The sequence below is a fragment of the Vibrio coralliilyticus ATCC BAA-450 genome, assembly GCF_000176135.1.
Taxonomy (GTDB): domain Bacteria; phylum Pseudomonadota; class Gammaproteobacteria; order Enterobacterales; family Vibrionaceae; genus Vibrio; species Vibrio coralliilyticus.
Genome location: NZ_ACZN01000020.1, coordinates 23,995 through 50,292, shown reverse-complemented (window position 1 = coordinate 50,292; position 26,298 = coordinate 23,995). Strand labels below are relative to the sequence as shown.

Below are 26,298 nucleotides of genomic sequence, written 5' to 3'. Positions count from 1 at the left end.
TAATCTGACTGCACTCAGGTTATACAACAACGCCCAGCATATGTTGGGCGTTGTTACTTCTAGAGCAGGTGATTATTGAACCACTTCACCTGATTCAATCACGGTTTCACGTACGACTTTGGTAAACTCCAGCGCTTCTTTGCGAATCGCGTCTTCATCGACTGTGAGCATGTCGCGGTCTTTCATCAGGATTTTCCCATCAACGATGGTGTGACGAACGTTGCCGGAGTTCGCTGAATAAACCAAGGCAGAGTATGGGTTGTAGACTGGAACCATATTAGGTGCTTTGGTATCAACAACGATGATATCTGCCAGCTTGCCCGCTTCTAGAGAACCAATCTTATCTTCCATATGCAGTGCTTTCGCGGCGCCCATGGTCGCCATATCGATGACTTTAATCGGTGGCATTGCTGCACGGTCTTTGTTGACCAACTTGTGAACCTTAGCAACTTGGTTGAACTCATCAATCGTGCTTAGAGTGTTGCCCGACATTGGACCGTCAGTACCTAAACCGATACGAACATTTTCATCGTACATCTTAAGCGCTGGTGATACGCCTTTTGCTGACTTGATGTTGGCACTCATGTTATGGGCAACGCCCATATCCGATTGCTTAACCAGTTCAATGTCTTTGTCATCGACCAGAATCATATGTGCGCCAACCAAGTTCTTGTTGAGAGCACCAATGCTATCCATGTACTCAACGGGAGACATGCCTTCAGCTCGCTCTGCAATTTTTTCTTCTTCACGATGCGATTCTGCAAGGTGAATCATGACCGGCACATCCTTTTCCAATGACAGCTTGGCAATCTTCTGCAGAGTTTCAGTCGTATTGGTGTAAGGGGCATGCGGTGCGAAAGCGGGTGTAATACGTGGGTGGTCTTTGTATTCTTCAATAAAGTTGAGTGCGTATTGAATCCCTTCTTCTGCATTAGCCGCATCAGCAACAGGGAATTTAATCACTGTTTCACCAAGAATGGCTCGCATACCGATTTTATCGACAGTCTTAGCCACTTCATCCTCAAAGTAGTACATGTCGGCATAAGTTGTTACGCCTCCTTTGACCATTTCGACGTTACCGAGGTTGGCACCAATGCGCACCATATCGCGAGAGACAAGCTTAGCCTCCAGCGGGAAGATATAACGATGTAAACGATCGGGTACATCATCCGCAAGTGAACGGAATACCGTCATTGAAACATGGGTATGGGTGTTGATTAGCCCCGGCATCACAATGTCGCCATCCACATCAAGCGTTTTCTTTGCTTGGTACTGCTTTTCAAGCGACTGGTCACCAACGGCTAGGATCTGGTTACCTTTGATGACAACCGTACCTTTCTCGAACACTTGTTTATCCTGGTTCATGGTCAGAACCATGGCATCTGTGATCATTAAATCGGCTTTTTCAGCCGCAGAAACAGAAAAAGAACATAACCCAGCGATTGTGGCAGCGAGTAAAGAACGTTTAATACTCATAACGAAACCTAAATATGGACAGTAAAATTTGACTGAATAATAAAGTTAAACTTTACCATTGCAATCGTTTGCTTTGTCATTTTCACTAATGTGTGATCTTTAACGTACGTTGTAAAAGATTGTGATCATAGATGGTAAGTTATGAAAATAGAGCGAGAATTTGGCTTTTTAATCTAACTCTCCTGTAGCTTAGTAAGTGAGTCGGATATACTAGCTTTAATTACCTTCCTTGTTTAATTAGGCGCGCCTATGTCAGAAAGCACCCCAAACGATCCATTTGCAGCTCGCGAATCAGAGAACTATGAAAACCCTGTTCCAAGTCGAGAGTTCATTCTTGAATTTCTTGAACAAGCTGGTGTTCCTTTGAATCGCAATGATCTGTTTGAAGCTCTACATCTAGAAGGTGAAGAGCAGTATGAAGGTTTACGCCGCAGATTAAGAGCGATGGAGCGTGACGGTCAACTGGTGTTCACGCGTCGTCAGTGCTATGCCTTGCCAGAAAAACTCGAAATGGTGAAAGGTTACGTTATCGGACACAAAGATGGTCATGGCTGGGTGCGACCTGAAGGGAGTGTGGGCAAAGATAACGATGTAGTACTGCCTCACCATCAGATGAAAAGTGTTCTGCATGGTGACTATGTTTTAGTCCAGCCAACACAGAACTCGAAGCGAGGAAGAAAAGAAGGTCGTTTAGTTCGGGTACTTGAGGAGCGTCAGACGCAAATCGTGGGTCGCTTCTTTATGGAGTATGGCTATTCCTACGTTGTGCCAGATGATTCTCGTATCAGCCAAGATATTCTCATCCCCAATGAGCTGCGTGCAGGTGCTCGAATGGGCAATGTCGTTGTGATTGAAATCACCGAGCGCGGTTCTCGTTCGCGTGGCATGATGGGCAAAGTGATCGAAGTTCTGGGCGAGAATATGGCGCCGGGAATGGAAACACAGATCGCGATTCGCACTCACCAAATTCCTCACGAGTGGCCTGAAGAAGTGGATAAGCAAATCGAAGGGCTCGGTGAAGAAGTGCCAGAAGAGGCCAAGCAAGGTCGTGTCGATTTGCGTGAACTTCCGCTTGTCACTATTGATGGTGAAGATGCGCGTGACTTTGATGATGCGGTTTATTGTGAAGCGAAGAAAAGCGGCGGCTGGCGCCTTTGGGTTGCGATTGCCGATGTGAGTTACTACGTCCGCCCAGATTCTGCATTGGATAAGGAAGCCATCAATCGCGGTAACTCGGTCTATTTCCCATCACAAGTGGTGCCAATGTTACCGGAAGTGCTGTCTAACGGCTTGTGTTCGCTAAACCCACAAGTTGACCGCCTGTGTATGGTGTGTGAAATGACCATTTCTGAGTCAGGTAAGCTCTCCGGATATAAGCATTACGAAGCAGTGATGAACTCGCATGCGCGCCTGACCTACAACAAAGTGCACCATATTCTTGAAGGTGACGAAGAGCTACGTCAGCGATACCAACCTTTGGTTCCTCATCTTGAAGAACTGCACAAGATGTACAAAGTGCTTAAGCATGCGCGGGACAACCGTGGCGCCATTGAGTTTGAAACTGTTGAAACCAAATTCATCTTCAATGCAGAGCGTAAGATCGACAGTATTGAACCAGTGATTCGCAATGACGCTCATAAGATCATTGAAGAGTGTATGATTCTGGCTAACATCGCGTCAGCGTCGTTGGTTGAAAAAGCCAAAGAGCCGGCACTATATCGAATTCACGAATCTCCAGGCGAACAGCGCTTGACAGGGTTCCGTGATTTTCTCAGTGAGCTTGGGTTAGACCTGAAAGGTGGCTTGGAACCATCACCAACAGATTACGCCGATTTAGTTAGACAGATTGGCCAACGCCAAGATAAAGAGTTGATCCAGACTATGCTGCTTCGCTCAATGAAGCAGGCGGTGTACAACGCCGATAACTGTGGTCACTTCGGTCTGGCATTGAAACGCTATGCGCACTTTACTTCACCTATTCGTCGTTACCCTGACCTTTTACTTCATCGTGCGATCAAATATTTAATCGCAAAAGAGAATGGAACGCTGAAAGACCGTTGGACACCTACGGGCGGCTTCCACTATTCCTTTGATGACATGGATTTCTACGGTGAGCAGTGTTCGATGACTGAACGTCGTGCCGATGATGCGACGCGGGAAGTGTCTGATTGGCTCAAATGTGAGTACATGCAAGACCACGTTGGTGAAGAGCTGGAAGGCGTGATTGCTAATGTGACTGGCTTTGGCTTCTTTGTCCGATTAACCGAACTGCATATTGACGGGCTAGTGCATATTTCTACACTGGCAAACGACTACTACCAGTTCGACCCAATTGGACAGCGATTGATCGGTGAGAGCTTCGGTGCCATCTATCGTCTAGGTGATGCAGTGAAAGTGAAAGTGCTGTCTGTAAATCTAGATGATCGACAAATTGACTTTGAATTAGTCGAAACTAGTCGTAAGCTACGCGGCAAAGGAAAAACAGCCAAAAAACGCGCAGCCGAGGCACAGAAAAAAGCTAAGGCGAAAAAAAACGCGGCAGCGAATGGTCGACGTTCAGTAGACAAAGCTAAGCCTATGGTCGAACCAACTAAACGCCCGGATGGCAGCCAGGAAGAAGGTAAAGGCAGTAAAGCCTCGAAGAAACCTTCAGATAAAGCGCGTAAGAAAAAACCACGCAATAAAGTGAAGAAAGCGCGTGGTAAAAAACAGTAATCGGATAAATTAATGAGTAATGAATTTATTTACGGCATTCACGCAGTAAAAGCGGTACTGGCAAAAGAGCCTGAGCGCTTTGTTGAAGCCTTTGTATTAAAGGGTCGTCAAGATGACCGTTTAATGCCAATCCTAAATGAACTCCAGATGTGTGGCGTGTCGATTCAGCAAATGACACGTAAGACTCTGGATGATAAAGCTCGTGGCGCTAACCACCAAGGTATTATGGCCAAGGTGAAGCCTGCCAAGCAGCTGAATGAAAATGACCTCGATGACATCCTTGCCCAACATTCCGCACCATTATTGCTGGTATTGGATGGAGTCACCGATCCGCATAACTTAGGTGCGTGTCTACGTAATGCCGATGCCGCGGGTGTGGCTGCGGTGATTGTTCCCAAGGACAAATCCGCGAACATTACGGCTACGGTAAGCAAAGTCGCATGTGGCGCAGCAGAAACGGTGCCTTTGGTTCGTGTAACCAACCTTGCTCGTACTATGCGTGCGTTGCAAGAGCAGGGGATCTGGTTTGTCGGTACGGCCGGGGAAGCGACACATGACATCTACCAAGCTAAGTTAACTGGGCCTCTTGCGATCGTCATGGGAGCTGAAGGCGATGGCATGCGTCGCCTGACACGTGAAACTTGTGATGACCTAATCAAGATCCCAATGGCAGGCAGTGTTTCGAGCTTGAATGTGTCAGTCGCATCGGGTGTGTGTCTGTTTGAGGCCGTTCGCCAGAGACTTGCTTAGTTAGTCATTTGGTTTGATTGACAGGAAGCGCAGGCTGTTTGTTCAGCCTGCGCTTTTTATTTGTCAGTAAGCCACAGCATGACAAATGAGTCAGCTTGAGCTCTCTTCGTTTATTTTTCACACAGCCCTTGCATGTCAAACTGTGATCTGTATAATGCAGCGCACTGGTTAAGCCAGTTGTGAACCAATGAGCGAAGAGGAGCTGATTTATCTCTTTGATATTTCAGGTAATGTAGACTCAGCTTATGTTCGCGGTTAATACAATTAGCTACTTATTCTTCGGAATAACTATCCCCAGACGTGATTCTGGTATGTAGGGGTAGTTAATCGAAAATTAACTGACAATACTTCCTAATCTTGGAAGTTACGGTTTCACATAAATCAATCGGCATTCTCTCGCTTTTGCGAGTGTGAGTGGCGATATTGTTTGTGTAATTTTTAATATTGGAGCTCTGTCTCATGCAGAACCAACGTATCCGTATCCGCCTAAAAGCTTTCGATTACAAACTAATCGATGCTTCTACAGCGGAAATCGTTGAAACAGCTAAGCGCACTGGCGCACAGGTTCGTGGTCCAATCCCACTACCTACTCGTAAAGAGCGTTTCACAGTTCTTATCTCTCCACACGTTAACAAAGATGCTCGTGATCAGTACGAAATCCGTACTCACAAACGTCTAATCGACATCGTTGAGCCAACAGACAAAACTGTTGATGCTCTGATGCGTCTAGACCTTGCTGCGGGCGTTGACGTACAAATTAGCCTAGGTTAAGGGAGATTAGAAGAATGATTGGTCTAATCGGTCGTAAAGTGGGTATGACCCGCGTATTTACTGAAGAAGGCGTTTCTATCCCAGTAACAGTTGTTGAGGTTGAAGCTAACCGTGTTTCTCAAGTTCGTACACTTGAAACTGACGGCTACGCAGCAATCCAGGTAACTACTGGTGCTAAGAAAGCTAACCGTGTTTCTAAGCCAGAAGCTGGCCACTTTGCGAAAGCAGGTGTTGAAGCTGGTCGCGGTCTTTGGGAATTCCGTTTGGAAAACGGTGAAGAGTTTGAAGTTGGTGCTGAACTAACTGTTGAACTGTTCAACGAAACTAAGAAAGTAGACGTTACTGGTACATCTAAAGGTAAAGGCTTCCAAGGCGCTGTTAAGCGTTGGAACTTCTCTACTCAAGATATGACTCACGGTAACTCATTGTCTCACCGTGCTCCTGGTTCTATCGGTCAATGTCAGACTCCAGGTCGCGTATTTAAAGGCAAGAAAATGGCAGGTCACATGGGTGCTGAGCGTGTAACGACTCAAAACCTAGAGATCGTACGTGTTGACGCTGAGCGCAACCTGCTTCTTATTAAAGGTGCAGTCCCTGGCGCAACTGGCGGTAACGTGATCGTTAAACCAGCTGTTAAAGCATAACGTCTCAGGAGTAAGTAATGGAACTAATGGTTAAAGGTGCTGATGCACTAACTGTTTCCGAAACTACTTTCGGACGTGAGTTTAACGAAGCTCTTGTACACCAAGTAGTTGTTGCGTATGCAGCAGGTGCTCGTCAAGGTACTCGTGCTCAAAAAACACGTTCAGAAGTTGCTGGCGGTGGCGCTAAGCCATGGCGTCAAAAAGGTACTGGCCGTGCACGTGCTGGTACAATCCGTAGCCCAATCTGGCGTACAGGTGGTGTTACTTTTGCTGCGAAACCACAAGATCACAGCCAAAAAGTAAACAAAAAAATGTACCGTGGTGCTATGAAGAGCATTCTTTCTGAGCTTGTTCGTCAAGAGCGTCTAATCGTTGTTGATAACTTCTCAGTAGAAGCACCAAAGACTAAAGAGCTTGTAGCTAAGCTTAAAGAGCTTGAGCTAACTGACGCGCTTATCGTGACTAGCGAAGTAGATGAGAATCTATTCCTAGCTGCTCGTAACCTATACAAAGTTGACGCACGTGACGTTGCTGGTATCGACCCAGTATCGCTAATCGCGTTCGACAAGGTTGTAATTACTGCTGAAGCAGTTAAGCAAGTTGAGGAGATGCTAGCATGATCACTGAAGAGCGTATCCTAAAAGTTCTACGTGCTCCGCACATCTCTGAAAAAGCAACTATGGCAGCTGAGAAAGCGAACACTATCGTTTTCAAAGTAGCTAAAGATGCTACTAAAAAAGAGATCAAAGCAGCTGTAGAAAAGCTATTTGAAGTTGAAGTTAAGTCTGTAAATACTCTTATCACTAAGGGTAAGACCAAACGTCAAGGTCTACGCCAAGGTCGCCGCAGCGACGTTAAGAAAGCGTACGTTACTTTGAAAGAAGGTCAAGATCTTGACTTCGTTGGCGGCGCGGAATAACAGGAGTAGTTGAGAAATGGCTATTGTTAAATGTAAGCCGACTTCCCCTGGTCGTCGTCACGTTGTTAAAGTTGTTAACGCTGACCTACACAAGGGCAAGCCATACGCACCTCTTCTAGAGAAAAACTCTAAGAACGGTGGTCGTAACAACAACGGTCGTATTACAGTACGTCACATCGGCGGTGGTCACAAGCACCACTACCGTGTAATTGACTTTAAACGTACTAAAGACGGTATCCCAGCGAAAGTTGAACGTCTAGAATACGATCCAAACCGTAGCGCTAACATCGCTCTAGTTCTGTACGCAGACGGTGAGCGTCGTTACATCCTAGCACCTAAAGGTGTTCAAGCTGGTGATGCTATCCAGTCTGGTGCAGACGCACCAATCAAAGCTGGTAACGCACTTCCAATGCGTAACATCCCAGTAGGTTCAACTGTACACAACGTTGAACTTAAGCCTGGTAAAGGTGGTCAGCTAGCTCGTTCGGCTGGTGCATATGCTCAAATCGTTGCTCGCGACGGTGCATACGTAACTATCCGTCTACGTTCTGGCGAAATGCGCAAAGTACTTTCTGAAGGCCGTGCAACAATCGGTGAAGTTGGTAACTCTGAGCACATGCTACGTGAACTTGGTAAAGCTGGTGCTAGCCGCTGGCGTGGTGTTCGTCCAACCGTTCGTGGTGTTGTGATGAACCCAGTAGACCACCCACACGGTGGTGGTGAAGGCCGTACTTCTGGTGGTCGTCACCCAGTTTCACCATGGGGTCAGCCAACTAAAGGCTTCAAGACTCGTAAGAACAAACGCACCGACAAGTACATCGTACGTCGTCGTAACAAGTAATCTATATAAAGAGGAATCGCCATGCCACGTTCTCTCAAGAAAGGTCCATTTATTGACCTACACTTGCTGAAGAAGGTAGAGAAAGCGGTGGAAAGCGGAGACAAAAAGCCTATTAAGACTTGGTCCCGTCGTTCAATGATCATCCCTACGATGATCGGTTTGACCATCGCTGTCCATAATGGTCGTCAGCACGTACCAGTTTTCGTTACCGAAGAAATGATCGGTCACAAACTGGGTGAATTTGCACCAACTCGTACTTACCGCGGCCACGTCGTGGATAAGAAAGCTAAGAAGCGTTAAGGAGTAGATGATGGAAGCACTAGCTAAACATAACTTTGCTCGCATTTCGCCTCAGAAAGCTCGCTTAGTTGCGGATCAAATCCGTGGTAAATCAGTTGACCAAGCTCTAGAAATCCTAACTTTCAGCAACAAAAAAGCTGCTGACCTAGTTAAGAAAGTTCTTGAGTCAGCTATCGCGAACGCGGAGCACAATGAAGGTGCAGATATTGACGATCTAAGTGTCGCAAAGATCTTCGTAGATGAAGGCCCTATCATGAAGCGTATTATGCCTCGTGCTAAAGGTCGTGCGGATCGTATCTTGAAGCGTTCAAGCCACATCACTGTTGTTGTAGCAGATCGCTAAGAGACTAGGAGAGTAAGCAATGGGTCAGAAAGTACATCCAAATGGTATTCGTCTTGGCATCGTTAAGCCTTGGAATGCTACATGGTTTGCTAACACCAAAGATTTCGCTGACAACCTAGACGGCGACTTCAAGGTACGTCAGTTCCTTACAAGTGAACTGAAAAAAGCGTCTCTATCACGCATCGTTATCGAGCGTCCTGCTAAGAGCATCCGTGTGACTATTCACACTGCTCGTCCAGGCGTTGTTATCGGTAAGAAAGGTGAAGACGTTGAGAAGCTACGCGCAGCAGTAGCTAAAATTGCAGGTGTACCAGCGCAAATTAACATCGCTGAAGTACGTAAGCCTGAACTAGATGCGCAACTTGTTGGTGACAGCATCGCGTCTCAGCTAGAGCGTCGTGTGATGTTCCGTCGTGCTATGAAGCGCGCGGTACAAAACGCTATGCGTCTAGGTGCTAAAGGTATCAAAGTAGAAGTAAGTGGTCGTCTAGGCGGCGCTGAAATCGCACGTTCAGAGTGGTACCGTGAAGGTCGTGTACCTCTACACACTCTACGTGCTGACATTGATTACGCAACTTCTTCGGCTCACACTCAATACGGTGTAATCGGCATTAAAGTTTGGATCTTCAAAGGTGAGATCCTAGGCGGCATGCCAGCAGCTAACGCTGTAGAGCCTAAAGGCGACAAGCCTAAGAAGCAGCGCAAAGGCCGTAAGTAAGGAGTCGACAGATGCTACAACCTAAACGTACTAAGTTCCGTAAGGTTCAGACTGGTCGTAACCGTGGTCTAGCTAAAGGTACTGATGTAAGCTTCGGCGAATTCGGTCTTAAAGCAACTGGCCGTGGCCGTCTAACTGCTCGTCAAATCGAAGCGGCACGTCGTGCAATGACACGTCACGTTAAGCGTCAAGGTAAAATCTGGATCCGTGTGTTCCCAGACAAACCTATCACAGAAAAACCACTTGAAGTTCGTCAAGGTAAGGGTAAAGGTAACGTTGAGTACTGGGTAGCCCAAATCCAACCTGGTAAGGTTATGTACGAAATGGGTGGTGTACCTGAAGAATTGGCTCGTGAAGCGTTCCGTCTAGCGGCGCGTAAACTGCCATTCAAAACTACGTTTGTAACTAAGCAGGTGATGTGATGAAAGCACAAGATCTACGCGAAAAAAGCGTTGAAGAGCTTAACGCTGAGCTATTGAATTTGCTACGCGAACAGTTCAACTTGCGCATGCAAGCTGCAACTGGTCAGCTACAGCAAACTCATACTCTGAAAGCTGTACGTCGTGATATCGCACGTGTGAAAACCGTATTGACTGAGAAGGCAGGCGCATAATGAGCGACAAAATTCGTACTTCATTTGGTCGTGTAGTTAGCAACAAGGCTGACAAGTCTATCACTGTTGCTATCGAGCGCATGGTTAAACACCCAATTTACGGCAAGTTCGTAAAGCGCACGACTAAAGTTCACGCACATGACGAGAACAACGAGTGTGGCCTAGGCGATACTGTTGAGATTCGTGAATGTCGTCCACTGTCTAAGACTAAGTCTTGGACTCTGGTAAAAGTTGTAGAAAAAGCGAAAGGCTAATCCTTAGCTAATTCTATGATGTTAAACGGCTCCAAAATTATTTTGGGGCCGTTTATTTTTTGACTACCCAATCACAAAAAAGGGTGGTACAATTCGCGTCCCTTTTAAAGAGGCAGCCCGACCCGTGATGGGTCTAGTTATTAATATTTAGCGGAGCACTAACAATGATCCAAATGCAAAGTACACTTGACGCAGCTGATAACTCTGGCGCGCGCAAGGTAATGTGTATTAAGGTCCTGGGTGGCTCACACCGCCGTTATGCACATATCGGTGACGTCATCAAAGTTACTGTTAAGGAAGCAATTCCTCGCGGTAAAGTTAAGAAAGGTGATGTTCTGAAGGCGGTTGTCGTGCGCACTCGCAAAGGCGTTCGTCGTCCAGACGGTTCTGTCATTCGCTTCGACCGTAATGCTTGCGTATTGTTGAACGACAACACTGAGCAACCAATCGGTACACGTATCTTTGGCCCTGTGACACGTGAACTTCGTGGCGATAAGTTCATGAAGATCGTTTCACTGGCTCCAGAAGTTCTGTAAGGAGCACGTAGAAATGGCAGCTAAAATCCGTCGTAACGACGAAGTAATCGTTCTTGCTGGTAAAGATAAAGGCAAGAAAGGTAAAGTAACTAAGGTTCTAGCAACTGGTAAAGTTATCGTTGAAGGTATCAACCTTGTTAAGAAGCACCAAAAGCCGGTTCCGGCTCTAGGTCAACAAGGTGGCATCGTTGAACAAGAAGCAGCTATTGATGCTTCTAACGTTGCAATCTTTAACGCAGCTACTGGTAAAGCTGACCGTATCGGTTTCCGTTTTGAAGATGGTAAGAAAGTTCGTTTCTTTAAATCTAACAACGAAATCGTTTCTAACTAATAGAAGTAATTTGGAGTTCTACTATGGCGAAACTGCATGATTACTACAAGTCGTCTGTAGTCGCTGAACTGACCAAACAGTTTAGCTACACAAGCGTCATGCAAGTCCCTAGAATCGAGAAAATCACCCTAAACATGGGTGTTGGTGAAGCAATCAACGATAAGAAACTGCTAGAAAACGCAGCTGCTGATATGGCAACGATCTCTGGTCAAAAGCCACTTATCACTAAAGCGCGTAAATCTGTTGCAGGTTTCAAAATCCGCGAAGGCTACCCTATCGGTTGTAAAGTAACCTTGCGTGGCGAACGTATGTGGGATTTTCTTGAGCGTTTAATTAACATCGCTCTTCCACGTGTACGTGACTTCCGTGGCGTTAGCGCTAAGTCTTTTGACGGACGCGGTAACTACAGCATGGGCGTTCGCGAGCAAATCATCTTCCCGGAAATCGACTTTGATAAAGTTGATCGAGTACGCGGTCTAGACATCACTATTACGACGTCTGCTGGTACTGATGAGGAAGGCCGTGCTCTGCTGGCTGCCTTTAACTTCCCATTCCGTAAGTAAGGTGAAGGGTTACTGTTATGGCTAAAAATTCAATGAAAGCACGTGAAGCAAAACGTGCGAAGCTAGTAGCTAAGTTCGCTGAAAAGCGTGCTGCGCTTAAAGCTATCATCAGCGATGTAAACGCATCTGAAGAAGATCGTTGGAACGCAGTTCTTAAATTGCAATCTCTTCCACGTGATTCAAGTGCATCACGTCAGCGCAACCGTTGTAACCAAACTGGTCGTCCACACGGTTACCTACGTAAGTTCGGTCTAAGCCGTATCAAAGTTCGTGAAGCTTGCATGAAAGGCGAGATTCCAGGACTTCGTAAGGCTAGCTGGTAATTGCCACTTAATCATTTGGAGTAAATCATATGAGCATGCAAGATCCGATTTCGGATATGCTGACCCGCGTTCGTAACGGTCAGGCAGCAAACAAAGTTGCTGTTAAAATGCCTTCTTCAAAGCTTAAAGTTGCAATTGCTGCACTACTAAAAGCTGAAGGTTACATCACTGACTTCGCTGTTGAAGGCGAAGCAAAACCTGAGCTAGAAGTTACTCTTAAGTACTTCCAAGCTAAACCAGTAATCGAGCAACTTAAACGTGTTTCTCGTCCAGGTCTACGTGTTTACAAGAAGAAAGATCAACTTCCTTCTGTAATGGGTGGTCTTGGTGTTGCAATCGTTTCAACTTCCAAGGGTCTTATGTCAGACCGCGCTGCACGTAAAGCAGGTCTTGGTGGTGAAATCATCTGTTACGTAGCTTAATAGGAGTAGACTATGTCTCGTGTTGCTAAAGCACCTGTCGCTATTCCAGCTGGCGTAGAGGTGAAACTAAACGGCCAAGAAATCACTGTAAAAGGTGCTAAAGGCGAACTATCTCGCGTTCTTAACGCTGCGGTAGTTGTTGCTCAGGAAGAAAACAATCTTACTTTCGGTCCTCGCGAAGGTGTTGTTAACGCATGGGCACAAGCAGGTACTGCTCGCGCTCTAGTTAACAACATGGTTGTTGGCGTTACTGAAGGCTTTACTAAGAAGCTAACTCTTAAGGGTGTTGGTTACCGTGCTGCTATCAAAGGCAACGCTGTAGGCCTAACTCTTGGCTTCTCTCACCCAGTTGAGCATGAATTGCCAGCGGGTATTAAAGCTGAGTGTCCAAGCCAAACTGAAATCGTGATCACTGGTTGTGACAAGCAATTAGTTGGTCAGGTTGCGGCTGACATTCGTTCTTACCGTGAGCCTGAGCCTTATAAAGGTAAAGGTGTTCGTTACGCAGATGAAAATGTGCGTACTAAAGAAGCTAAGAAGAAGTAAGGTAACACTATGGATAAGAAAGCATCTCGCATCCGTCGTGCTACACGCGCACGTCGTAAGATTGCAGAACTGGGTGCAACTCGCCTAGTAGTACACCGTACTCCTCGTCACGTGTACGCTCAGGTTATCGCATCAAACGGCTCTGAGGTTATCGCAGCAGCTTCTACTGTAGAAAAAGCGATCCGTGAGCAAGTTAAGAACACTGGTAACATCGATGCAGCTAAAGCAGTAGGTAAAGCTGTTGCAGAACGCGCTATTGAAAAAGGCGTAGATTCAGTTGCATTTGATCGTTCTGGTTTCCAATACCACGGTCGAGTGGCGGCGCTAGCAGAATCTGCTCGCGAAGCTGGTCTGAAATTCTAAGGTAGGGTTGGAAGATGGCTAAAGAACAACAAGTTCAAGCGAATGATTTGCAAGAAAAGCTAATCGCAGTTAATCGTGTTTCTAAAACGGTTAAAGGTGGTCGAATCATGAGCTTTACTGCACTAACAGTAGTTGGTGACGGTAACGGTCGCGTAGGTTTCGGTTACGGCAAAGCTCGTGAAGTACCTGCAGCGATTCAAAAAGCAATGGAAAAAGCGCGTCGTAACATGACTACTATCGCGCTTAACGAAGGCACTCTTTTCCACCCGGTTAAAGGTCGCCACTCGGGCTCTAAAGTTTACATGCAGCCAGCTGCAGAAGGTACAGGTGTTATCGCAGGTGGTGCGATGCGTGCAGTACTAGAAGTAGCAGGTGTACACAACGTACTATCTAAAGCATACGGTTCTACGAACCCTATCAACATCGTTCGTGCTACGATCGATGCACTAGGTAGCATGAAGTCGCCAGAAATGGTTGCTGCTAAACGTGGTCTAACTGTTGAATCTATTTCGGAGTAAGAACACCATGGCAACTATTAAAGTTACTCAAACTAAAAGCTCAATCGGTCGCCTACCTAAGCACAAAGCGTGTCTAAAGGGTTTGGGCCTTCGTAAAATCAACCATACTGTAGAACTTGAAGATACTCCGTGTGTACGCGGCATGATCAACAAGGTTTTCTACATGGTTAAAGTTGAGGAGTAATCAGAATGCGTTTGAATACTCTATCACCGGCTGCGGGTTCTAAGCCTTCTGCGAAGCGCGTAGGTCGTGGTATCGGTTCTGGCCTTGGTAAAACCGGTGGCCGTGGCCACAAAGGTCAAAAGTCACGTTCTGGCGGTTCAGTTCGTCCAGGTTTTGAAGGCGGTCAAATGCCTCTGAAACAACGTCTACCAAAATTCGGTTTCACTTCTCGTAAGAGCCTAGTGTCTGCTGAAGTTCGTCTAGCTGAGCTAGCGAAAGTTACTGGTGACGTGGTTGATCTAAACAGCCTTAAAGCTGCTAACGTTATCACTAAGAACATCGAATTTGTTAAAGTTGTTCTATCTGGTGAAATTAACAAAGCAGTGACTGTTAAAGGTCTACGTGTGACTAAAGGCGCTAAAGCTGCAATCGAAGCTGCAGGCGGTAAAATCGAGGAATAATCTCGAGGAACGAGGTACAGATGGCTAAGAAACCAGGACAAGATTTTCGTAGTGCTCAGAGCGGCTTAAGTGAACTAAAGTCGCGCTTGTTATTCGTAATTGGTGCACTTTTAGTATTCCGAGCAGGCTCTTTTGTGCCGATTCCTGGTATTGACGCTGCTGTACTTGCCGATTTGTTCGAACAGCAAAAAGGTACCATCGTAGAAATGTTTAACATGTTCTCCGGTGGTGCTCTTGAGCGTGCATCTATATTAGCGTTGGGCATCATGCCGTATATTTCGGCATCGATTGTTGTCCAACTGCTAACTGTAGTTCATCCAGCGTTAGCTGAACTCAAAAAAGAGGGTGAAGCAGGCCGTCGTAAGATCAGCCAATATACACGCTACGGCACGCTTGTACTTGCAACATTCCAAGCTATTGGTATTGCAACGGGCTTACCAAACATGGTCGACAATCTGGTTGTTATCAACCAAACCATGTTTACGCTCATTGCTACCGTAAGTTTAGTAACCGGCACCATGTTCTTAATGTGGTTAGGTGAACAAATTACAGAGCGTGGAATTGGTAACGGTATTTCGTTACTAATCTTTGCAGGTATTGTTGCTGGATTGCCTTCTGCAATCGGTCAAACAATCGAGCAAGCGCGTCAAGGTGAATTGCATGTACTTCTTCTGCTGTTGATTGTTGTACTTGCTTTTGCAGTTATCTACTTCGTTGTTTTCATGGAGCGTGGTCAGCGTCGAATCGTTGTCAATTACGCGAAGCGTCAACAAGGTCGTAAGGTATTTGCTGCACAAAGCACTCATTTGCCACTTAAAATTAATATGGCAGGTGTTATTCCAGCAATCTTTGCATCAAGCATTATCCTGTTCCCAGGAACACTGGCACAATGGTTTGGTCAGAATGGTGAGAGCAGCACGTTCGGTTGGTTAACTGACGTGTCATTGGCTCTTAGCCCAGGTCAACCTTTGTATGTAATGCTTTATGCTGCAGCGATTATTTTCTTCTGTTTCTTTTACACGGCGTTGGTATTCAACCCGCGTGAAACAGCAGATAACCTGAAGAAGTCTGGTGCATTCGTACCCGGCATCCGCCCAGGTGAGCAGACAGCGAAATATATTGATAAAGTAATGACGCGTTTAACCCTAGCCGGTGCGCTTTACATTACCTTTATCTGTCTGATTCCGGAGTTCATGATGGTCGCGTGGAACGTACGTTTCTACTTCGGCGGTACATCACTACTTATCGTAGTTGTTGTAATTATGGACTTTATGGCACAGGTACAGACTCATCTGATGTCTCAACAGTATGATTCTGTGTTGAAAAAGGCAAACCTGAAAGGCTACGGCCGTTAATTCAGGTTTCATTTACGGAGTTTAGCAATGAAAGTTCGTGCTTCCGTTAAAAAAATCTGCCGTAACTGTAAAGTTATCAAGCGTAACGGTGTTGTTCGCGTGATTTGCAGTGAGCCAAAGCACAAGCAGCGCCAAGGCTAATTAGCAGAAATTTTTACTTGAAATATAAGGTAGCGTCGAGTATATTCCTCGGCCTACCTTTTGCGTGCAAAAGAAGTAGTATTCCGCAGCGTATCCATAACGGGCTTTGCTGCGGCTAATTCTTTTATGAAACACTAGGAGTGAATAATGGCCCGTATTGCAGGCATTAACATTCCTGATCAAAAACATGCTGTAATCGCACTTACTGCGATCTACGGTATCGGTAAAACTCGCTCTCAAGCTATCCTAGCTGAAGTGGGTATTGCTGAAGATGTTAAGATCAGTGAACTAACTGAAGAGCAGATCGATCAACTGCGTGATGGTGTAGCTAAGTACACTGTAGAAGGTGATCTACGTCGTGAAGTATCTATGAACATCAAGCGTCTTATGGACCTTGGCTGTTACCGTGGTCTTCGTCATCGTCGCAGTCTACCACTACGTGGACAGCGTACTAAAACCAATGCTCGCACCCGTAAGGGTCCGCGTAAGCCGATCAAGAAATAATCGGGAAGGTAGAGTACAATGGCTAAACAACCAACTCGCGCTCGTAAGCGCGTACGCAAGCAAGTTGCAGATGGCGTTGCGCACATCCATGCATCTTTCAATAACACAATCGTAACCATCACTGACCGTCAAGGTAACGCTCTTGCATGGGCTACTGCCGGTGGTTCAGGTTTCCGTGGTTCTCGTAAGTCTACTCCGTTCGCTGCACAGGTTGCTGCTGAGCGTTGTGCTGAAATGGCTAAAGAGTACGGTCTAAAGAACTTGGAAGTTATGGTTAAGGGTCCAGGTCCAGGTCGTGAATCTACTGTTCGCGCACTGAACGCTGCTGGTTTCCGCATCACAAACATTGTTGATGCTACACCAATCCCTCATAACGGTTGTCGTCCACCTAAGAAACGTCGCGTATAACGTTTTTTAGATTACTGGAGAAAGATCATGGCAAGATATTTGGGTCCTAAGCTGAAGCTTAGCCGTCGCGAAGGTACTGACTTATTCCTTAAGTCTGGTGTACGCGCGATCGATACCAAGTGTAAAATTGATAACGCACCAGGTGTACACGGCGCTCGTCGCGGTCGTCTATCTGAGTATGGCGTTCAGCTTCGTGAGAAGCAAAAAGTTCGTCGTATGTACGGCGTTCTAGAAAAACAATTCCGTAACTACTACAAAGAAGCTGCTCGCCTAAAAGGCAACACTGGTGAAAACCTACTTCAGCTTCTTGAAGGTCGTCTTGATAACGTAGTTTACCGCATGGGCTTTGGCGCAACTCGCGCAGAAGCACGTCAGCTAGTTAGCCACAAAGCTATCCTAGTTAACGGTAAAGTTGTAAACGTTCCTTCTTTCAAAGTTGCGGCTAACGACGTTGTTTCTATCCGTGAGAAAGCTAAACAGCAATCTCGCATTAAAGCGGCTCTAGAAGTTGCTGAACAACGCGAAAAACCAACTTGGATTGAAGTAGATGGTGGTAAGATGGAAGGTACGTTCAAGCGTTTGCCTGAGCGTTCAGATCTATCTGCTGACATCAACGAACAACTGATCGTCGAGCTTTACTCTAAGTAAGGTTTAAACTAAAGAGAGGACACAATGCAGGGTTCTGTAACAGAATTTCTTAAGCCACGTCTTGTTGACATCGAACAAGTTAGCACGACACACGCAAAAGTAACTCTTGAGCCATTAGAGCGTGGCTTTGGTCACACTCTAGGTAATGCACTTCGCCGTATTCTTCTATCTTCTATGCCAGGTTGCGCAGTTACAGAAGTAGAAATTGAAGGCGTTCTACACGAATACAGCACTAAAGAAGGTGTTCAAGAAGATATTCTTGAAATTCTTCTAAACCTTAAAGGTTTGGCTGTGCGCGTTGCCGAAGGCAAAGATGAAGTGTTTATTACGCTTAACAAATCAGGCTCGGGCCCTGTGGTTGCAGGTGACATCACCCATGATGGTGATGTAGAGATCGCTAACCCAGAACACGTTATTTGTCATCTAACAGATGACAACGCTGAGATCGCAATGCGTATCAAAGTTGAACGTGGTCGTGGTTACGTTCCAGCTTCAGCTCGTATCCATACTGAAGAAGATGAGCGTCCTATTGGTCGCCTACTGGTTGACGCTACGTACAGCCCAGTAGACAAGATTGCTTATTCTGTTGAAGCAGCTCGTGTAGAGCAGCGTACAGACTTAGACAAACTTGTTATCGACATGGAAACGAACGGTACTCTAGACCCTGAGGAAGCAATCCGTCGCGCAGCTACTATTCTAGCTGAGCAATTGGATGCGTTCGTAGATCTTCGTGATGTACGTGTACCTGAGGAGAAGGAAGAGAAGCCAGAATTCGATCCGATCCTACTGCGTCCTGTAGACGATCTTGAACTAACAGTTCGCTCTGCTAACTGTCTGAAAGCAGAAGCGATTCACTACATCGGTGATCTTGTACAGCGTACTGAGGTTGAGCTACTTAAAACGCCTAACCTTGGTAAAAAATCTCTTACTGAGATTAAAGACGTACTTGCATCACGTGGTCTGTCTCTGGGCATGCGCCTAGAAAACTGGCCACCAGCGTCTATCGCTGAAGATTAATCGATACTAGTTAGAAGGATTAGGTCATGCGCCATCGTAAGAGTGGTCGTCAACTCAACCGCAATAGCTCACATCGCAAAGCGATGTTCAGCAACATGGCTAGCTCTCTAGTACGTCATGAAGTTATCAAGACTACTTTGCCAAAAGCTAAAGAGCTACGTCGCGTAGTTGAGCCTTTGATTACACTAGCTAAGACTGACAGCGTTGCTAACCGTCGTCTAGCATTTGCACGTACTCGTGACAACGAAGTAGTTGCAAAACTATTTAACGAACTAGGTCCACGTTTTGCTGCTCGTCAGGGCGGTTATACTCGTATCCTAAAAGCTGGTTTCCGTGCTGGCGATAAAGCTCCAATGGCTTACATTGAGCTTGTAGATCGCCCAGCGGCTGAAGAAGCTGCTGAGTAATCAGGTTCGTACGAACGAAAAAGCCGAGCATTAGCTCGGCTTTTTTGTATCTGCTGTTTATTCAATTCTTATTATTCTTTCCACAGCTCTTCAAGAGATGTCGTTAGTCCCGAGCTGGCTCCTTGTCCCGATAAGTACTCTAGTATGACTGGAGTAAACTGGCTGATCATTGATGGATCTAGCCCTATCTTCGCGAAAACATCATTCACTGCACTCATTGAATCTACTTGACCCGCTATCCCACCCAGTGAGGATAAACTCGATAAACCTGGTATAGCACCTGTTAATTCTTTGCTTTGATTTGCAGGTAGTTGATTTTGAGCCAAAGATAGCAGCGCTGCCGAGCCTGTTGCGGCTTGTTCTCCGCTGATCGATAGGTTGCTGGTTAATGCATCACTCAGTGGTGATTGGCTTTGTGTGTTCGATAACTCTTCGCTGATGACGCTAGTTAACGCGCTCGAGTCGGGGCTCTCTTTTCCTAGATTGAGAAACGCGTAACTTGAGAAACTTGTTGAGAGGAGAAGGGGGAGCAGTAGTAGGGCTTTAGTCATAGTGATTCCTTAAGGGCAAAGCGAAACACTACCAGTGTAGACAAAAAAAGCGACGCAATGCGTCGCTTTATTAAGAATTGTGGTTTCGTTTCGAATTACAGAATGTCTAGTAGTTCTACTTCGAATACAAGTGCTGCGAACGGAGGAATCGCTGCACCTGCGCCGCGCTCGCCGTATGCTAGGTCTTGAGGGATGTATAGTTTCCACTTAGAACCAACAGGCATTAGTTGAAGTGCTTCAACCCAGCCTTTGATTACGCCAGTTACAGGGAACTCTGCTGGTTGACCGCGAGATACTGAGCTGTCGAATACAGTGCCGTCAGTCAGTTCACCGTGGTAATGAACACGTACTTGTTTGTCTGACGTAGGGATTTCACCAGTACCTTCTGTGATAACTTCGTACTGTAGACCTGACTCAAGAACCGTTACTTCTGGGCGAAGAGCGTTGTCTTTTAGGAACGCTTCACCGTCAGCAGCAGCTGCTTTAGCTGACTCTTGACGAGCAGATTCTGCACGTTGGTGTAGGTCTTGAAGTGCAGAGTTGATTTCGTCGATTTCAATAGCTGGCATGTCGCCTACTAGAGCAGTCGCGATACCCGCTGCAATTGCGTCAACGCTCAGGCCTTCTAGACCAGAACCAGCCAGTTGCTGACCCATCTGTAGACCAATGCCGTAGCTTGCTTTTTGTTCTACAGTTTCAAATTTAACTTCAGACATGATGTCTCTCTATTTTTGATGTATTCAGGTGGCACAGGATACCAGTATTAGTGCTGGGATGAAATGGTCCCGCTTTGAAGCAACAACAAGTGTTGCAATGTGAGATTTACGTCTTACTTTTAAGCGGAGATTGACAAATTTGACCTGTACATCACTTAACACATTGAAAACTCCTATACTACAGTGCGCTTCGTTTTTATACTTGTAGTCGTGGACCCTGGGAGACCTCGCGTAATGAATCGCAGAAAGAAAAAAGTAAAACAGGTAGATTATGCAGAACTGGTACAGCAGAAGTTTTCGCAGGTAGATTGGAAGGGCATCGCCGATCAAGCAAAGCAGGCCTGGGCTCATCTGCCTAAGTTGCATCAGCGTGCATTGATGGTACTCGTGCCAGTCGTTTTGCTTTTATTGGTTATCCCAACACCAGAGCCGACAGTCGAACAGCCTTCGTCCCCTCAAACAGCAAAACAGCGCGTTCAAGTTAATATCAATACTACTGGATTGAGTGAGCAGCCTTCTCAGCAACAGGAAAGTTTAAAGTCGGAGGTCTGGCAGGAATATACAGTGAAGAGAGGTGACACCTTGGCGCAAGTCTTCCGCAACAATAATCTAGCAATGGCTGATTTGAATGCGTTAGTGCGCGTTGAAGGTAGCGACAAGCCGCTTAGCTATATTAAGGCTGGCCAGTTGGTTCGTTTCAAACTCGCGGATGATGGCAGCTTAGATATTCTCCAGCTCGAGAAAAGCGCCAAATCCGTTATGTTCTTCCGTCTATCGGATGGTGGATTTGGACGCAGTAAGTAGTTAACTGTTTACAATACGCTGTCGAAATCGCCTTCTGATTGGTAATAAAGGGGCGATGATCAGCATGATACCCATGGCAGTAATCCAATCCGGAATTTCGTTAAACCACCAGATTCCAAACAGAGTGACAAACACTAATCCAGAATACTCTGCTAAGCCTATCTCCCCAGCTGGCGCTTTTCGGTAAGCCAGAACAGCTAAACCATTATAAACAAGAATCAAAAGTGCTCCGGCAGCGATTAGTCCCAATTGGGAGGCGTTGATTGGTTGCCATGACCAAACAGCCAGAGTGCCTGCAACGGGAAGTGATAGCAGTGAAGTCCAAAACAAGGTACTGATCATGGATTGTTGCTCGGGCAGTTTACGTGCTGAAACATTAAACAACGCCAGCGTGGTTGCCGTACCGAGTGCAAAAAAGGCAGCCCAATGAAATTGTGAAGGTCTGAGAACAATCAGCACACCAACAAAGCCTAATAGTGTGCCGAGCACTTTGGAACGAGAAGGCTTTTCTCCCATCATCAACACTGAAATGGGCAGCATTAACAAAGGTGCGGCATAGAACACAGCATTCGCACTGGCCAAAGTCATATGAGTGATGGCAACCACCATGCAACCACTGCCAATCAAAACCAGATGAGCGCGAAAGACATTAAGGCCAGGTGAGCGTAGTTGACGTGTAGATTGTGTTTCTTTTCTCCACAGTGGGTAGATTACCGCAACTGAGATTAACTGACGGATAAAAATGTACTGAAACGGGCTCACGCTGCCATCAAGCAATTTGACCATCACATCTGACAGTGATGCCGTGAGATTACCTGCAATGAGTAACCACAGAGCAATGGCTTGAGGAGAGAGCCCGGTCATAGCTAACGACTAAACTTCATGTCGATGTGTGGAATATCGTCCTCTAGGTACATCTCTGAGGTGCGCTGAAAACCATGGCGGTTGTAATACGTTTCTAGATGCTCCTGAGCACCAATCTCAATATCTTGTCCCGGCCACAGCTTGTCGCACTCTAATAAGGCTTGTTCGAGCAATTGATGGCCTAACCCGTCACCGCGATGGGCTTGCGCGGTAGCCACTCGACCAATACTGACTGAAGGGTAGCTGACGTTTTGCGGCAGAAGTCGCGCGTAAGCAACCAGTTCGTCGTCTTTGTAGCCCATTAAATGATGCACGTTCTCTAAGCTATCCTTGCCATCCAGTTCAGGGTAGGGGCAGATTTGTTCGACGACAAACACATCAACACGCAGTTTGAGGAGTCGGTATAGCTGAGGGGTAGACAATTGGTCAAAAGGAAGAAGTTGCCAGGTGATCATAGTGTTGCTCGGTTTCGTTCTTATGAAGACCTAAGTTAACAGTGATGAACCCTGACAGCATTAACAAATGTTAACTTTGCATTCGCTTTTTAATTCGGCTCAGGCTAATCGGTGTAATCCCTAGATAGGCGGCTATCTGATAGTCGGTTAGCCTTTCGGGTAAGTGCGGGTAATGCTGGCAGAACAGCTCATAACGTTCTTCCGGGGTGTACAACAACATAAAGCGTTCTTTGTTCTCTTTGTACATCAACTGAGTTTCGAGCAGCTTGAGATACACGCTATGTTTTTGACTACGCCATTGACGAAGTGTTTCTACTGGAAGTGAGAAGAGCACACAAGAGGTCAGAGATTCGAGCAGGTAGGGTGACGGTTGCTGCTTGATTAAACTTTCAAAGCCGATGATCCAGTCGTGTTCCCAGTAAAATTCCTTGCTGAATTCTTTACCCTTATCAGTGAGGTAGGCGGAGTGGCAAATCCCTTCGATGAGGAAAAATATCTCGTCGGCGAGCTGACCTTGATGAAGCAATATATGTCGGGTCGGGAGCTCAATAAGCTGAGCAGAGTCAAGCAATTGGGCTATTTCATCGTGATTGAAGCCTGTGGCTTGGAGCTGTTCCATAAAGCGTTCGGTGGGCTGCATGAACTTTTTATCATCAACTAAAACATGCTTAGAATTCTAAACCGATCAAGTGTGATTCGCTAACTTGTGATGAAAAAAAGCCGCGATAAATATCGCGGCTTAAAAACTATATCACATGCCTACTTTTGTAGGTCGATCTGATAAACCGCGAAACCGACATCGTCAGTTGCGACTTGTTTCATCGGATACTGGCCTTTCTTCTCAATGAAGGCTGCAGCTTTCTCACTTGGTGAGGTTTCAAAGCGGATGTCCAGTTTGTTGTCAGACTTAATTGGAGCGAATGTCCAGTTGTTGTCTGCGCTTGGTGTTACTTCGCCTTTTTCTTTACTTACTCGGCTGATGTAAGACGCAATAACAGAGCGGTTTTCGTCTGGAGAATCAAACGCCACAAACTCACTACCAGTGCCTGGGAATTTGTTGCTGTATGCACGGTAGTTGTTGGTCGCGATCAGGAAGTCTTGTTCCATATCGATTGGCTTACCTTGGTAAGTCAAACCAACAATACGTTCAGCGTCTTCGTTGACTAGCTTACAGTCACCATCGTATTTCGCTGGCTGAGTTACATCAATCTGGTACTCAACACCGTCAATGACGTCGAAGTTATAAGTACGGAAGCCATCCCAGTCGATCAGCTGCTGTGGTGCAGTGCTGTTAACATCAATCTGTTGGAATTGACCAGCAGTACACTCTAGCCACTCTTTTACTTCCTTACCCTTGACCTTCATTGCGACAAGCGTGTTCGGGTAAAGGTAAAGGTCTGCAGCATTACGGAAGGTCAGCTGGCCGGATTCGACTTCAGTAAAGTTTGCTGGATCGTTCTTACGACCACCAGCTTTGAAAGGAGCGGCTGCAGAAAGGACTGGAATATCTGAAAGATCAGGGTCTCCTTGAATAAAGCGTTCCACGTAATCTTTCTGTGCAAGGTTAACGATTTGTACGGTTGGATCATCCTGTACTAGAGCAAGGAAGCTGTACATCACGTCGTTTGCTTTACCAATTGGCTGGTTAACGAAATCGCGCGTACCTTTATGGTCTACTTCTAACGCTTTCACCATGTCAGGATCGGCTTTAGCAAGAGATTTCTTAGCCACTTTGTCATAGATAGGACGGGCTTCTGCCTGACCTTTCACAACTGACCACTTGCCATCTTGTTCTTTCAATTCTAGGTCGATAACACCAACGTGGCTGCCCCAGCGTCCAGGCATAACCGAAGCGACACCGTTAATGGTACCTTTTTGGTTATCGACACCTTGGATGTTGTCAAAACCTTTACCCGGGAAGACAGCATGTGAGTGACCAAAGGCGATTGCATCAATGCCTTCGACTTCTGATAAGTAGTAAGTTGAGTTTTCTGCGCCTGCTTTGTAAGGGTCAGATGCTACGCCAGAGTGTGGAATGGCAACGATGACATCAGCGCCTTCCTTTTTCATCTGCGGGACAAGCTCTTCTGCTGTCTCTTTGATGTCCTTCGCAAATACCTTACCTTCAAGATTTTTCTTATCCCATACCATGATTTGTGGTGGAACGAAGCCGATGTAACCCACTTTAATTTCATGTTCTACACCTTCAACATCTTTGAAAGTGTGAGTTTTGATGATGTATGGCTTGAAGTAGTGCTTGCCTGTTTTCTTATCAAACACGTTGGCGCTGATGTATGGGAAGTCTGCGTCATTGATGGTTTCTGCAAGGAACTCCAGACCGTAGTTAAACTCGTGGTTACCAATGTTACCGACATCGTAGTTTAGCTGGTTCATTGCTTTGTAGACGGGGTGTACTTCACCTGGTTTGATGCCTTTGTCGGCCATGTAGTCACCCATAGGGCTACCTTGGATAAGGTCACCATTATCAACCAGTACGCTGTTCTCTACCTCGGCCTGAGCTTGCTTAACCAGCGTTGCTGTGCGTGTCAGACCGGTTTTTTGAGTCGGTTTATCTTTGTAGTAGTCGTAGTCCATGACGTTAGTGTGAATATCCGTGGTTTCTACGATACGTAATTTGATCGTTTCTGCCATTGCTGGGCCAGCCATAGTTAGCATGCCACCCAGTACAGCAAGCGAAAGGGGTTTCACTGCGACTTTCATTTTGTAAGCTCCGATAGCGTTATTTTGAGACGTTGCATAATGTAGCAAAACGCCGTGCAACAGATATTTCGCTCAGTAACAAACTGTGACCTAGAACAATTACTTTATACCGTTCTGCTCAGTAGATCTCATCTGTGTTCAACCATTAACCACATTGCATTCTACTCTTATCAGAAAAAGGTATAAAAAATGAAATTTTAGAATTTCAGGTAATATATATAGAGCGCCATAATGCTTTCAACGACAGGAAAGGAACAACATGATGGCGAGCAAGGATACAATTTCTCAATTTCCACTTCACAACCCGCGAGCGGCACAAGCGCAGTCTTCTACCGCCGAGAGTATTGGTAAGAGTGTTTTGAACTCAGGTGAAGTGGCTCTTATTGGTGCTGGTCCGGGTGACCTTGAATTGCTGACCATCAAAGCACTGCGCTTTTTACAGCAGGCGGATGTTGTTCTCTACGACTATTTAGTCTCCGATGAAATCATGGCACTGGTACCGAGCGATACGATCTTAGTCTGTGTCGGCAAGCGTGCTGGTCATCATAGTGTTCCTCAAGAAAAAACCAATCAGCTACTGGTGGACTTTGCTCAACAAGGACATCGCGTTGTACGTATCAAAGGTGGCGATCCATTTATCTTTGGCCGTGGTGGTGAAGAACTGGAAGTCTTGGCTGATGCGGGCGTTTCGTTCCACGTTGTGCCTGGAATTACCGCTGCTGCTGGTGCTACCGCCTATGCAGGCATCCCATTGACGCACCGCGATTATGCGCAAACAGCGATGTTTATTACTGGTCATCTTAAAGCTGAAAGTGACCAAATGGACTGGTCAACGCTGGCTCGCGGTAATCAGACTTTGGTGATTTATATGGGGCTAATGAAGTCTGAGTACATTCAAGGTCAGTTGATTGAACATGGCCGCTCACCAGACACTCCGATTGCGATCATCGAGCGCGGAACACAATCCTGTCAGAAAGTTTTTAAAGGTCAGCTGTCACAGCTGGCAACTCTTGCTCAAGATGCCGAGTCGCCGTCACTGATTGTGATTGGGGAAGTGGTGTCTTTGTCAGAAAAATTAACGTGGTTTGGAGCACAGCAAGAACCATTACAACAGCGCCAATTCGCGTAATGCCCATT

General features: G+C 46.2%; 39 protein-coding genes. 32 read left to right on the top strand and 7 right to left on the bottom strand.

Going from position 1 to position 26,298, the window contains the following annotated elements; all coding sequences use genetic code 11:
- Positions 1–72 precede the first annotated feature (72 nt).
- Positions 73–1,476 carry an amidohydrolase gene (locus tag VIC_RS25135; protein WP_006963222.1) on the bottom strand — a complete coding sequence of 468 codons (1,404 nt, stop codon included), beginning with the start codon at positions 1,474–1,476 and terminating at the stop codon, positions 73–75.
- Positions 1,477–1,725: 249 nt separating this feature from the next.
- Between VIC_RS25135 and rnr the strand changes: the two genes are divergently transcribed.
- The 30 genes from rnr (at position 1,726) to rplQ (ending at position 19,050) form a co-directional block, all read left to right on the top strand.
- The gene (rnr, locus tag VIC_RS25130; RefSeq protein ID WP_006963221.1) at positions 1,726–4,191 is read left to right on the top strand and encodes a ribonuclease R; all 2,466 of its coding nucleotides are present in this window, start codon (positions 1,726–1,728) and stop codon (positions 4,189–4,191) included.
- A 12-nt stretch (positions 4,192–4,203) separates the two neighbouring features.
- Positions 4,204–4,941 carry a 23S rRNA (guanosine(2251)-2'-O)-methyltransferase RlmB gene (gene rlmB, locus VIC_RS25125; protein WP_006963220.1) on the top strand — a complete coding sequence of 246 codons (738 nt, stop codon included), beginning with the start codon at positions 4,204–4,206 and terminating at the stop codon, positions 4,939–4,941.
- Positions 4,942–5,400: 459 nt separating this feature from the next.
- Positions 5,401–5,712: a 30S ribosomal protein S10 gene (rpsJ, locus tag VIC_RS25120; RefSeq protein WP_001181007.1), complete on the top strand. Its 312-nt coding sequence runs from the start codon at positions 5,401–5,403 to the stop codon at positions 5,710–5,712.
- A 14-nt stretch (positions 5,713–5,726) separates the two neighbouring features.
- Positions 5,727–6,356, top strand: a complete 630-nt coding sequence (rplC, locus tag VIC_RS25115) for a 50S ribosomal protein L3 (protein ID WP_006963219.1) — start codon at positions 5,727–5,729, stop codon at positions 6,354–6,356.
- Between the two features lie 17 nt (positions 6,357–6,373).
- On the top strand, positions 6,374–6,976 hold the full coding sequence (gene rplD, locus VIC_RS25110; RefSeq protein ID WP_006963218.1) for a 50S ribosomal protein L4: 603 nt from the start codon (positions 6,374–6,376) through the stop codon (positions 6,974–6,976).
- The gene (gene rplW, locus VIC_RS25105; RefSeq protein ID WP_004398471.1) at positions 6,973–7,275 is read left to right on the top strand and encodes a 50S ribosomal protein L23; all 303 of its coding nucleotides are present in this window, start codon (positions 6,973–6,975) and stop codon (positions 7,273–7,275) included. The genes rplD and rplW overlap by 4 nt, the downstream gene beginning before the upstream one ends.
- 16 nt (positions 7,276–7,291) lie before the next feature.
- Positions 7,292–8,116 carry a 50S ribosomal protein L2 gene (rplB, locus tag VIC_RS25100; RefSeq protein ID WP_006963217.1) on the top strand — a complete coding sequence of 275 codons (825 nt, stop codon included), beginning with the start codon at positions 7,292–7,294 and terminating at the stop codon, positions 8,114–8,116.
- Between the two features lie 21 nt (positions 8,117–8,137).
- A complete protein-coding gene (gene rpsS / locus VIC_RS25095; RefSeq protein ID WP_004745876.1) occupies positions 8,138–8,416 on the top strand; it encodes a 30S ribosomal protein S19 in 279 nt (92 codons plus the stop codon).
- Between the two features lie 10 nt (positions 8,417–8,426).
- Entirely contained in the window at positions 8,427–8,759 is a 333-nt protein-coding gene (gene rplV, locus VIC_RS25090; RefSeq protein ID WP_006963216.1) for a 50S ribosomal protein L22, read from the top strand.
- Positions 8,760–8,778: 19 nt separating this feature from the next.
- Positions 8,779–9,477: a 30S ribosomal protein S3 gene (gene rpsC, locus VIC_RS25085; protein WP_005471060.1), complete on the top strand. Its 699-nt coding sequence runs from the start codon at positions 8,779–8,781 to the stop codon at positions 9,475–9,477.
- 11 nt (positions 9,478–9,488) lie between these two features.
- The gene (rplP, locus tag VIC_RS25080; protein ID WP_004410459.1) at positions 9,489–9,899 is read left to right on the top strand and encodes a 50S ribosomal protein L16; all 411 of its coding nucleotides are present in this window, start codon (positions 9,489–9,491) and stop codon (positions 9,897–9,899) included.
- Positions 9,899–10,090, top strand: coding sequence for a 50S ribosomal protein L29 (gene rpmC / locus VIC_RS25075; protein WP_004410456.1), 192 nt, complete (start codon positions 9,899–9,901; stop codon positions 10,088–10,090). Before rplP ends, rpmC begins: the two co-directional genes overlap by 1 nt.
- On the top strand, positions 10,090–10,344 hold the full coding sequence (gene rpsQ / locus VIC_RS25070) for a 30S ribosomal protein S17 (RefSeq protein WP_006963213.1): 255 nt from the start codon (positions 10,090–10,092) through the stop codon (positions 10,342–10,344). Before rpmC ends, rpsQ begins: the two co-directional genes overlap by 1 nt.
- A 164-nt stretch (positions 10,345–10,508) precedes the next feature.
- Positions 10,509–10,880 carry a 50S ribosomal protein L14 gene (rplN, locus tag VIC_RS25065; RefSeq protein ID WP_004745883.1) on the top strand — a complete coding sequence of 124 codons (372 nt, stop codon included), beginning with the start codon at positions 10,509–10,511 and terminating at the stop codon, positions 10,878–10,880.
- Positions 10,881–10,893: 13 nt separating this feature from the next.
- Positions 10,894–11,211, top strand: a complete 318-nt coding sequence (rplX, locus tag VIC_RS25060; RefSeq protein WP_004745885.1) for a 50S ribosomal protein L24 — start codon at positions 10,894–10,896, stop codon at positions 11,209–11,211.
- A 23-nt stretch (positions 11,212–11,234) separates the two neighbouring features.
- A complete protein-coding gene (gene rplE, locus VIC_RS25055) occupies positions 11,235–11,774 on the top strand; it encodes a 50S ribosomal protein L5 (RefSeq protein ID WP_004745887.1) in 540 nt (179 codons plus the stop codon).
- A 17-nt stretch (positions 11,775–11,791) separates the two neighbouring features.
- Positions 11,792–12,097, top strand: a complete 306-nt coding sequence (rpsN, locus tag VIC_RS25050) for a 30S ribosomal protein S14 (protein ID WP_006963211.1) — start codon at positions 11,792–11,794, stop codon at positions 12,095–12,097.
- Between the two features lie 29 nt (positions 12,098–12,126).
- A complete protein-coding gene (rpsH, locus tag VIC_RS25045; RefSeq protein ID WP_004745890.1) occupies positions 12,127–12,519 on the top strand; it encodes a 30S ribosomal protein S8 in 393 nt (130 codons plus the stop codon).
- Between the two features lie 12 nt (positions 12,520–12,531).
- On the top strand, positions 12,532–13,065 hold the full coding sequence (gene rplF, locus VIC_RS25040) for a 50S ribosomal protein L6 (protein WP_006963210.1): 534 nt from the start codon (positions 12,532–12,534) through the stop codon (positions 13,063–13,065).
- Between the two features lie 9 nt (positions 13,066–13,074).
- Positions 13,075–13,428 carry a 50S ribosomal protein L18 gene (gene rplR, locus VIC_RS25035; protein ID WP_006963209.1) on the top strand — a complete coding sequence of 118 codons (354 nt, stop codon included), beginning with the start codon at positions 13,075–13,077 and terminating at the stop codon, positions 13,426–13,428.
- A gap of 14 nt (positions 13,429–13,442) precedes the next feature.
- Positions 13,443–13,946, top strand: coding sequence for a 30S ribosomal protein S5 (gene rpsE / locus VIC_RS25030; protein WP_006963208.1), 504 nt, complete (start codon positions 13,443–13,445; stop codon positions 13,944–13,946).
- A gap of 7 nt (positions 13,947–13,953) precedes the next feature.
- Positions 13,954–14,130 carry a 50S ribosomal protein L30 gene (gene rpmD, locus VIC_RS25025; RefSeq protein ID WP_006963207.1) on the top strand — a complete coding sequence of 59 codons (177 nt, stop codon included), beginning with the start codon at positions 13,954–13,956 and terminating at the stop codon, positions 14,128–14,130.
- Between the two features lie 5 nt (positions 14,131–14,135).
- Positions 14,136–14,570 (top strand): 50S ribosomal protein L15, encoded by a 435-nt coding sequence (gene rplO / locus VIC_RS25020; protein ID WP_006963206.1) that lies wholly within the window; start codon positions 14,136–14,138, stop codon positions 14,568–14,570.
- A gap of 20 nt (positions 14,571–14,590) precedes the next feature.
- The gene (secY, locus tag VIC_RS25015; RefSeq protein ID WP_006963205.1) at positions 14,591–15,925 is read left to right on the top strand and encodes a preprotein translocase subunit SecY; all 1,335 of its coding nucleotides are present in this window, start codon (positions 14,591–14,593) and stop codon (positions 15,923–15,925) included.
- Positions 15,926–15,952: 27 nt separating this feature from the next.
- Positions 15,953–16,066, top strand: coding sequence for a 50S ribosomal protein L36 (gene rpmJ, locus VIC_RS25010; RefSeq protein ID WP_000868186.1), 114 nt, complete (start codon positions 15,953–15,955; stop codon positions 16,064–16,066).
- 147 nt (positions 16,067–16,213) lie between these two features.
- On the top strand, positions 16,214–16,570 hold the full coding sequence (rpsM, locus tag VIC_RS25005; RefSeq protein WP_005450559.1) for a 30S ribosomal protein S13: 357 nt from the start codon (positions 16,214–16,216) through the stop codon (positions 16,568–16,570).
- An 18-nt stretch (positions 16,571–16,588) separates the two neighbouring features.
- The gene (gene rpsK / locus VIC_RS25000) at positions 16,589–16,978 is read left to right on the top strand and encodes a 30S ribosomal protein S11 (protein WP_001118870.1); all 390 of its coding nucleotides are present in this window, start codon (positions 16,589–16,591) and stop codon (positions 16,976–16,978) included.
- Between the two features lie 27 nt (positions 16,979–17,005).
- Positions 17,006–17,626 (top strand): 30S ribosomal protein S4, encoded by a 621-nt coding sequence (gene rpsD / locus VIC_RS24995; RefSeq protein WP_006963204.1) that lies wholly within the window; start codon positions 17,006–17,008, stop codon positions 17,624–17,626.
- 24 nt (positions 17,627–17,650) lie between these two features.
- Positions 17,651–18,643 carry a DNA-directed RNA polymerase subunit alpha gene (locus VIC_RS24990; protein ID WP_004410407.1) on the top strand — a complete coding sequence of 331 codons (993 nt, stop codon included), beginning with the start codon at positions 17,651–17,653 and terminating at the stop codon, positions 18,641–18,643.
- 26 nt (positions 18,644–18,669) lie between these two features.
- Positions 18,670–19,050, top strand: a complete 381-nt coding sequence (gene rplQ, locus VIC_RS24985; RefSeq protein ID WP_005383141.1) for a 50S ribosomal protein L17 — start codon at positions 18,670–18,672, stop codon at positions 19,048–19,050.
- A 71-nt stretch (positions 19,051–19,121) separates the two neighbouring features.
- Here rplQ and VIC_RS24980 read toward each other — a convergent pair whose 3' ends face one another.
- Positions 19,122–19,601 carry a DUF2780 domain-containing protein gene (locus VIC_RS24980; RefSeq protein WP_006963203.1) on the bottom strand — a complete coding sequence of 160 codons (480 nt, stop codon included), beginning with the start codon at positions 19,599–19,601 and terminating at the stop codon, positions 19,122–19,124.
- Between the two features lie 95 nt (positions 19,602–19,696).
- A complete protein-coding gene (locus VIC_RS24975) occupies positions 19,697–20,317 on the bottom strand; it encodes an FKBP-type peptidyl-prolyl cis-trans isomerase (RefSeq protein ID WP_006963202.1) in 621 nt (206 codons plus the stop codon).
- A gap of 234 nt (positions 20,318–20,551) precedes the next feature.
- Here VIC_RS24975 and VIC_RS24970 point away from each other — a divergent pair, with 234 nt between their 5' ends.
- Entirely contained in the window at positions 20,552–21,121 is a 570-nt protein-coding gene (locus VIC_RS24970; protein ID WP_006963201.1) for a LysM-like peptidoglycan-binding domain-containing protein, read from the top strand.
- Here VIC_RS24970 and VIC_RS24965 read toward each other — a convergent pair whose 3' ends face one another.
- From VIC_RS24965 to cpdB, 4 genes are all read right to left on the bottom strand, one after another.
- Complete coding sequence (locus VIC_RS24965) at positions 21,122–21,985, bottom strand: DMT family transporter (RefSeq protein WP_006963200.1); 864 nt, start codon at positions 21,983–21,985, stop codon at positions 21,122–21,124. It lies immediately after the preceding gene.
- Positions 21,986–21,987: 2 nt separating this feature from the next.
- Positions 21,988–22,440 carry a GNAT family N-acetyltransferase gene (locus VIC_RS24960; protein ID WP_006963199.1) on the bottom strand — a complete coding sequence of 151 codons (453 nt, stop codon included), beginning with the start codon at positions 22,438–22,440 and terminating at the stop codon, positions 21,988–21,990.
- A gap of 70 nt (positions 22,441–22,510) precedes the next feature.
- On the bottom strand, positions 22,511–23,059 hold the full coding sequence (locus tag VIC_RS24955; protein ID WP_086026975.1) for a Crp/Fnr family transcriptional regulator: 549 nt from the start codon (positions 23,057–23,059) through the stop codon (positions 22,511–22,513).
- A 140-nt stretch (positions 23,060–23,199) separates the two neighbouring features.
- On the bottom strand, positions 23,200–25,161 hold the full coding sequence (cpdB, locus tag VIC_RS24950) for a 2',3'-cyclic-nucleotide 2'-phosphodiesterase (RefSeq protein WP_006963196.1): 1,962 nt from the start codon (positions 25,159–25,161) through the stop codon (positions 23,200–23,202).
- Positions 25,162–25,423: 262 nt separating this feature from the next.
- Here cpdB and cobA point away from each other — a divergent pair, with 262 nt between their 5' ends.
- Complete coding sequence (gene cobA, locus VIC_RS24945) at positions 25,424–26,290, top strand: uroporphyrinogen-III C-methyltransferase (protein WP_039952694.1); 867 nt, start codon at positions 25,424–25,426, stop codon at positions 26,288–26,290.
- The last annotated feature ends 8 nt before the right edge of the window (positions 26,291–26,298 follow it).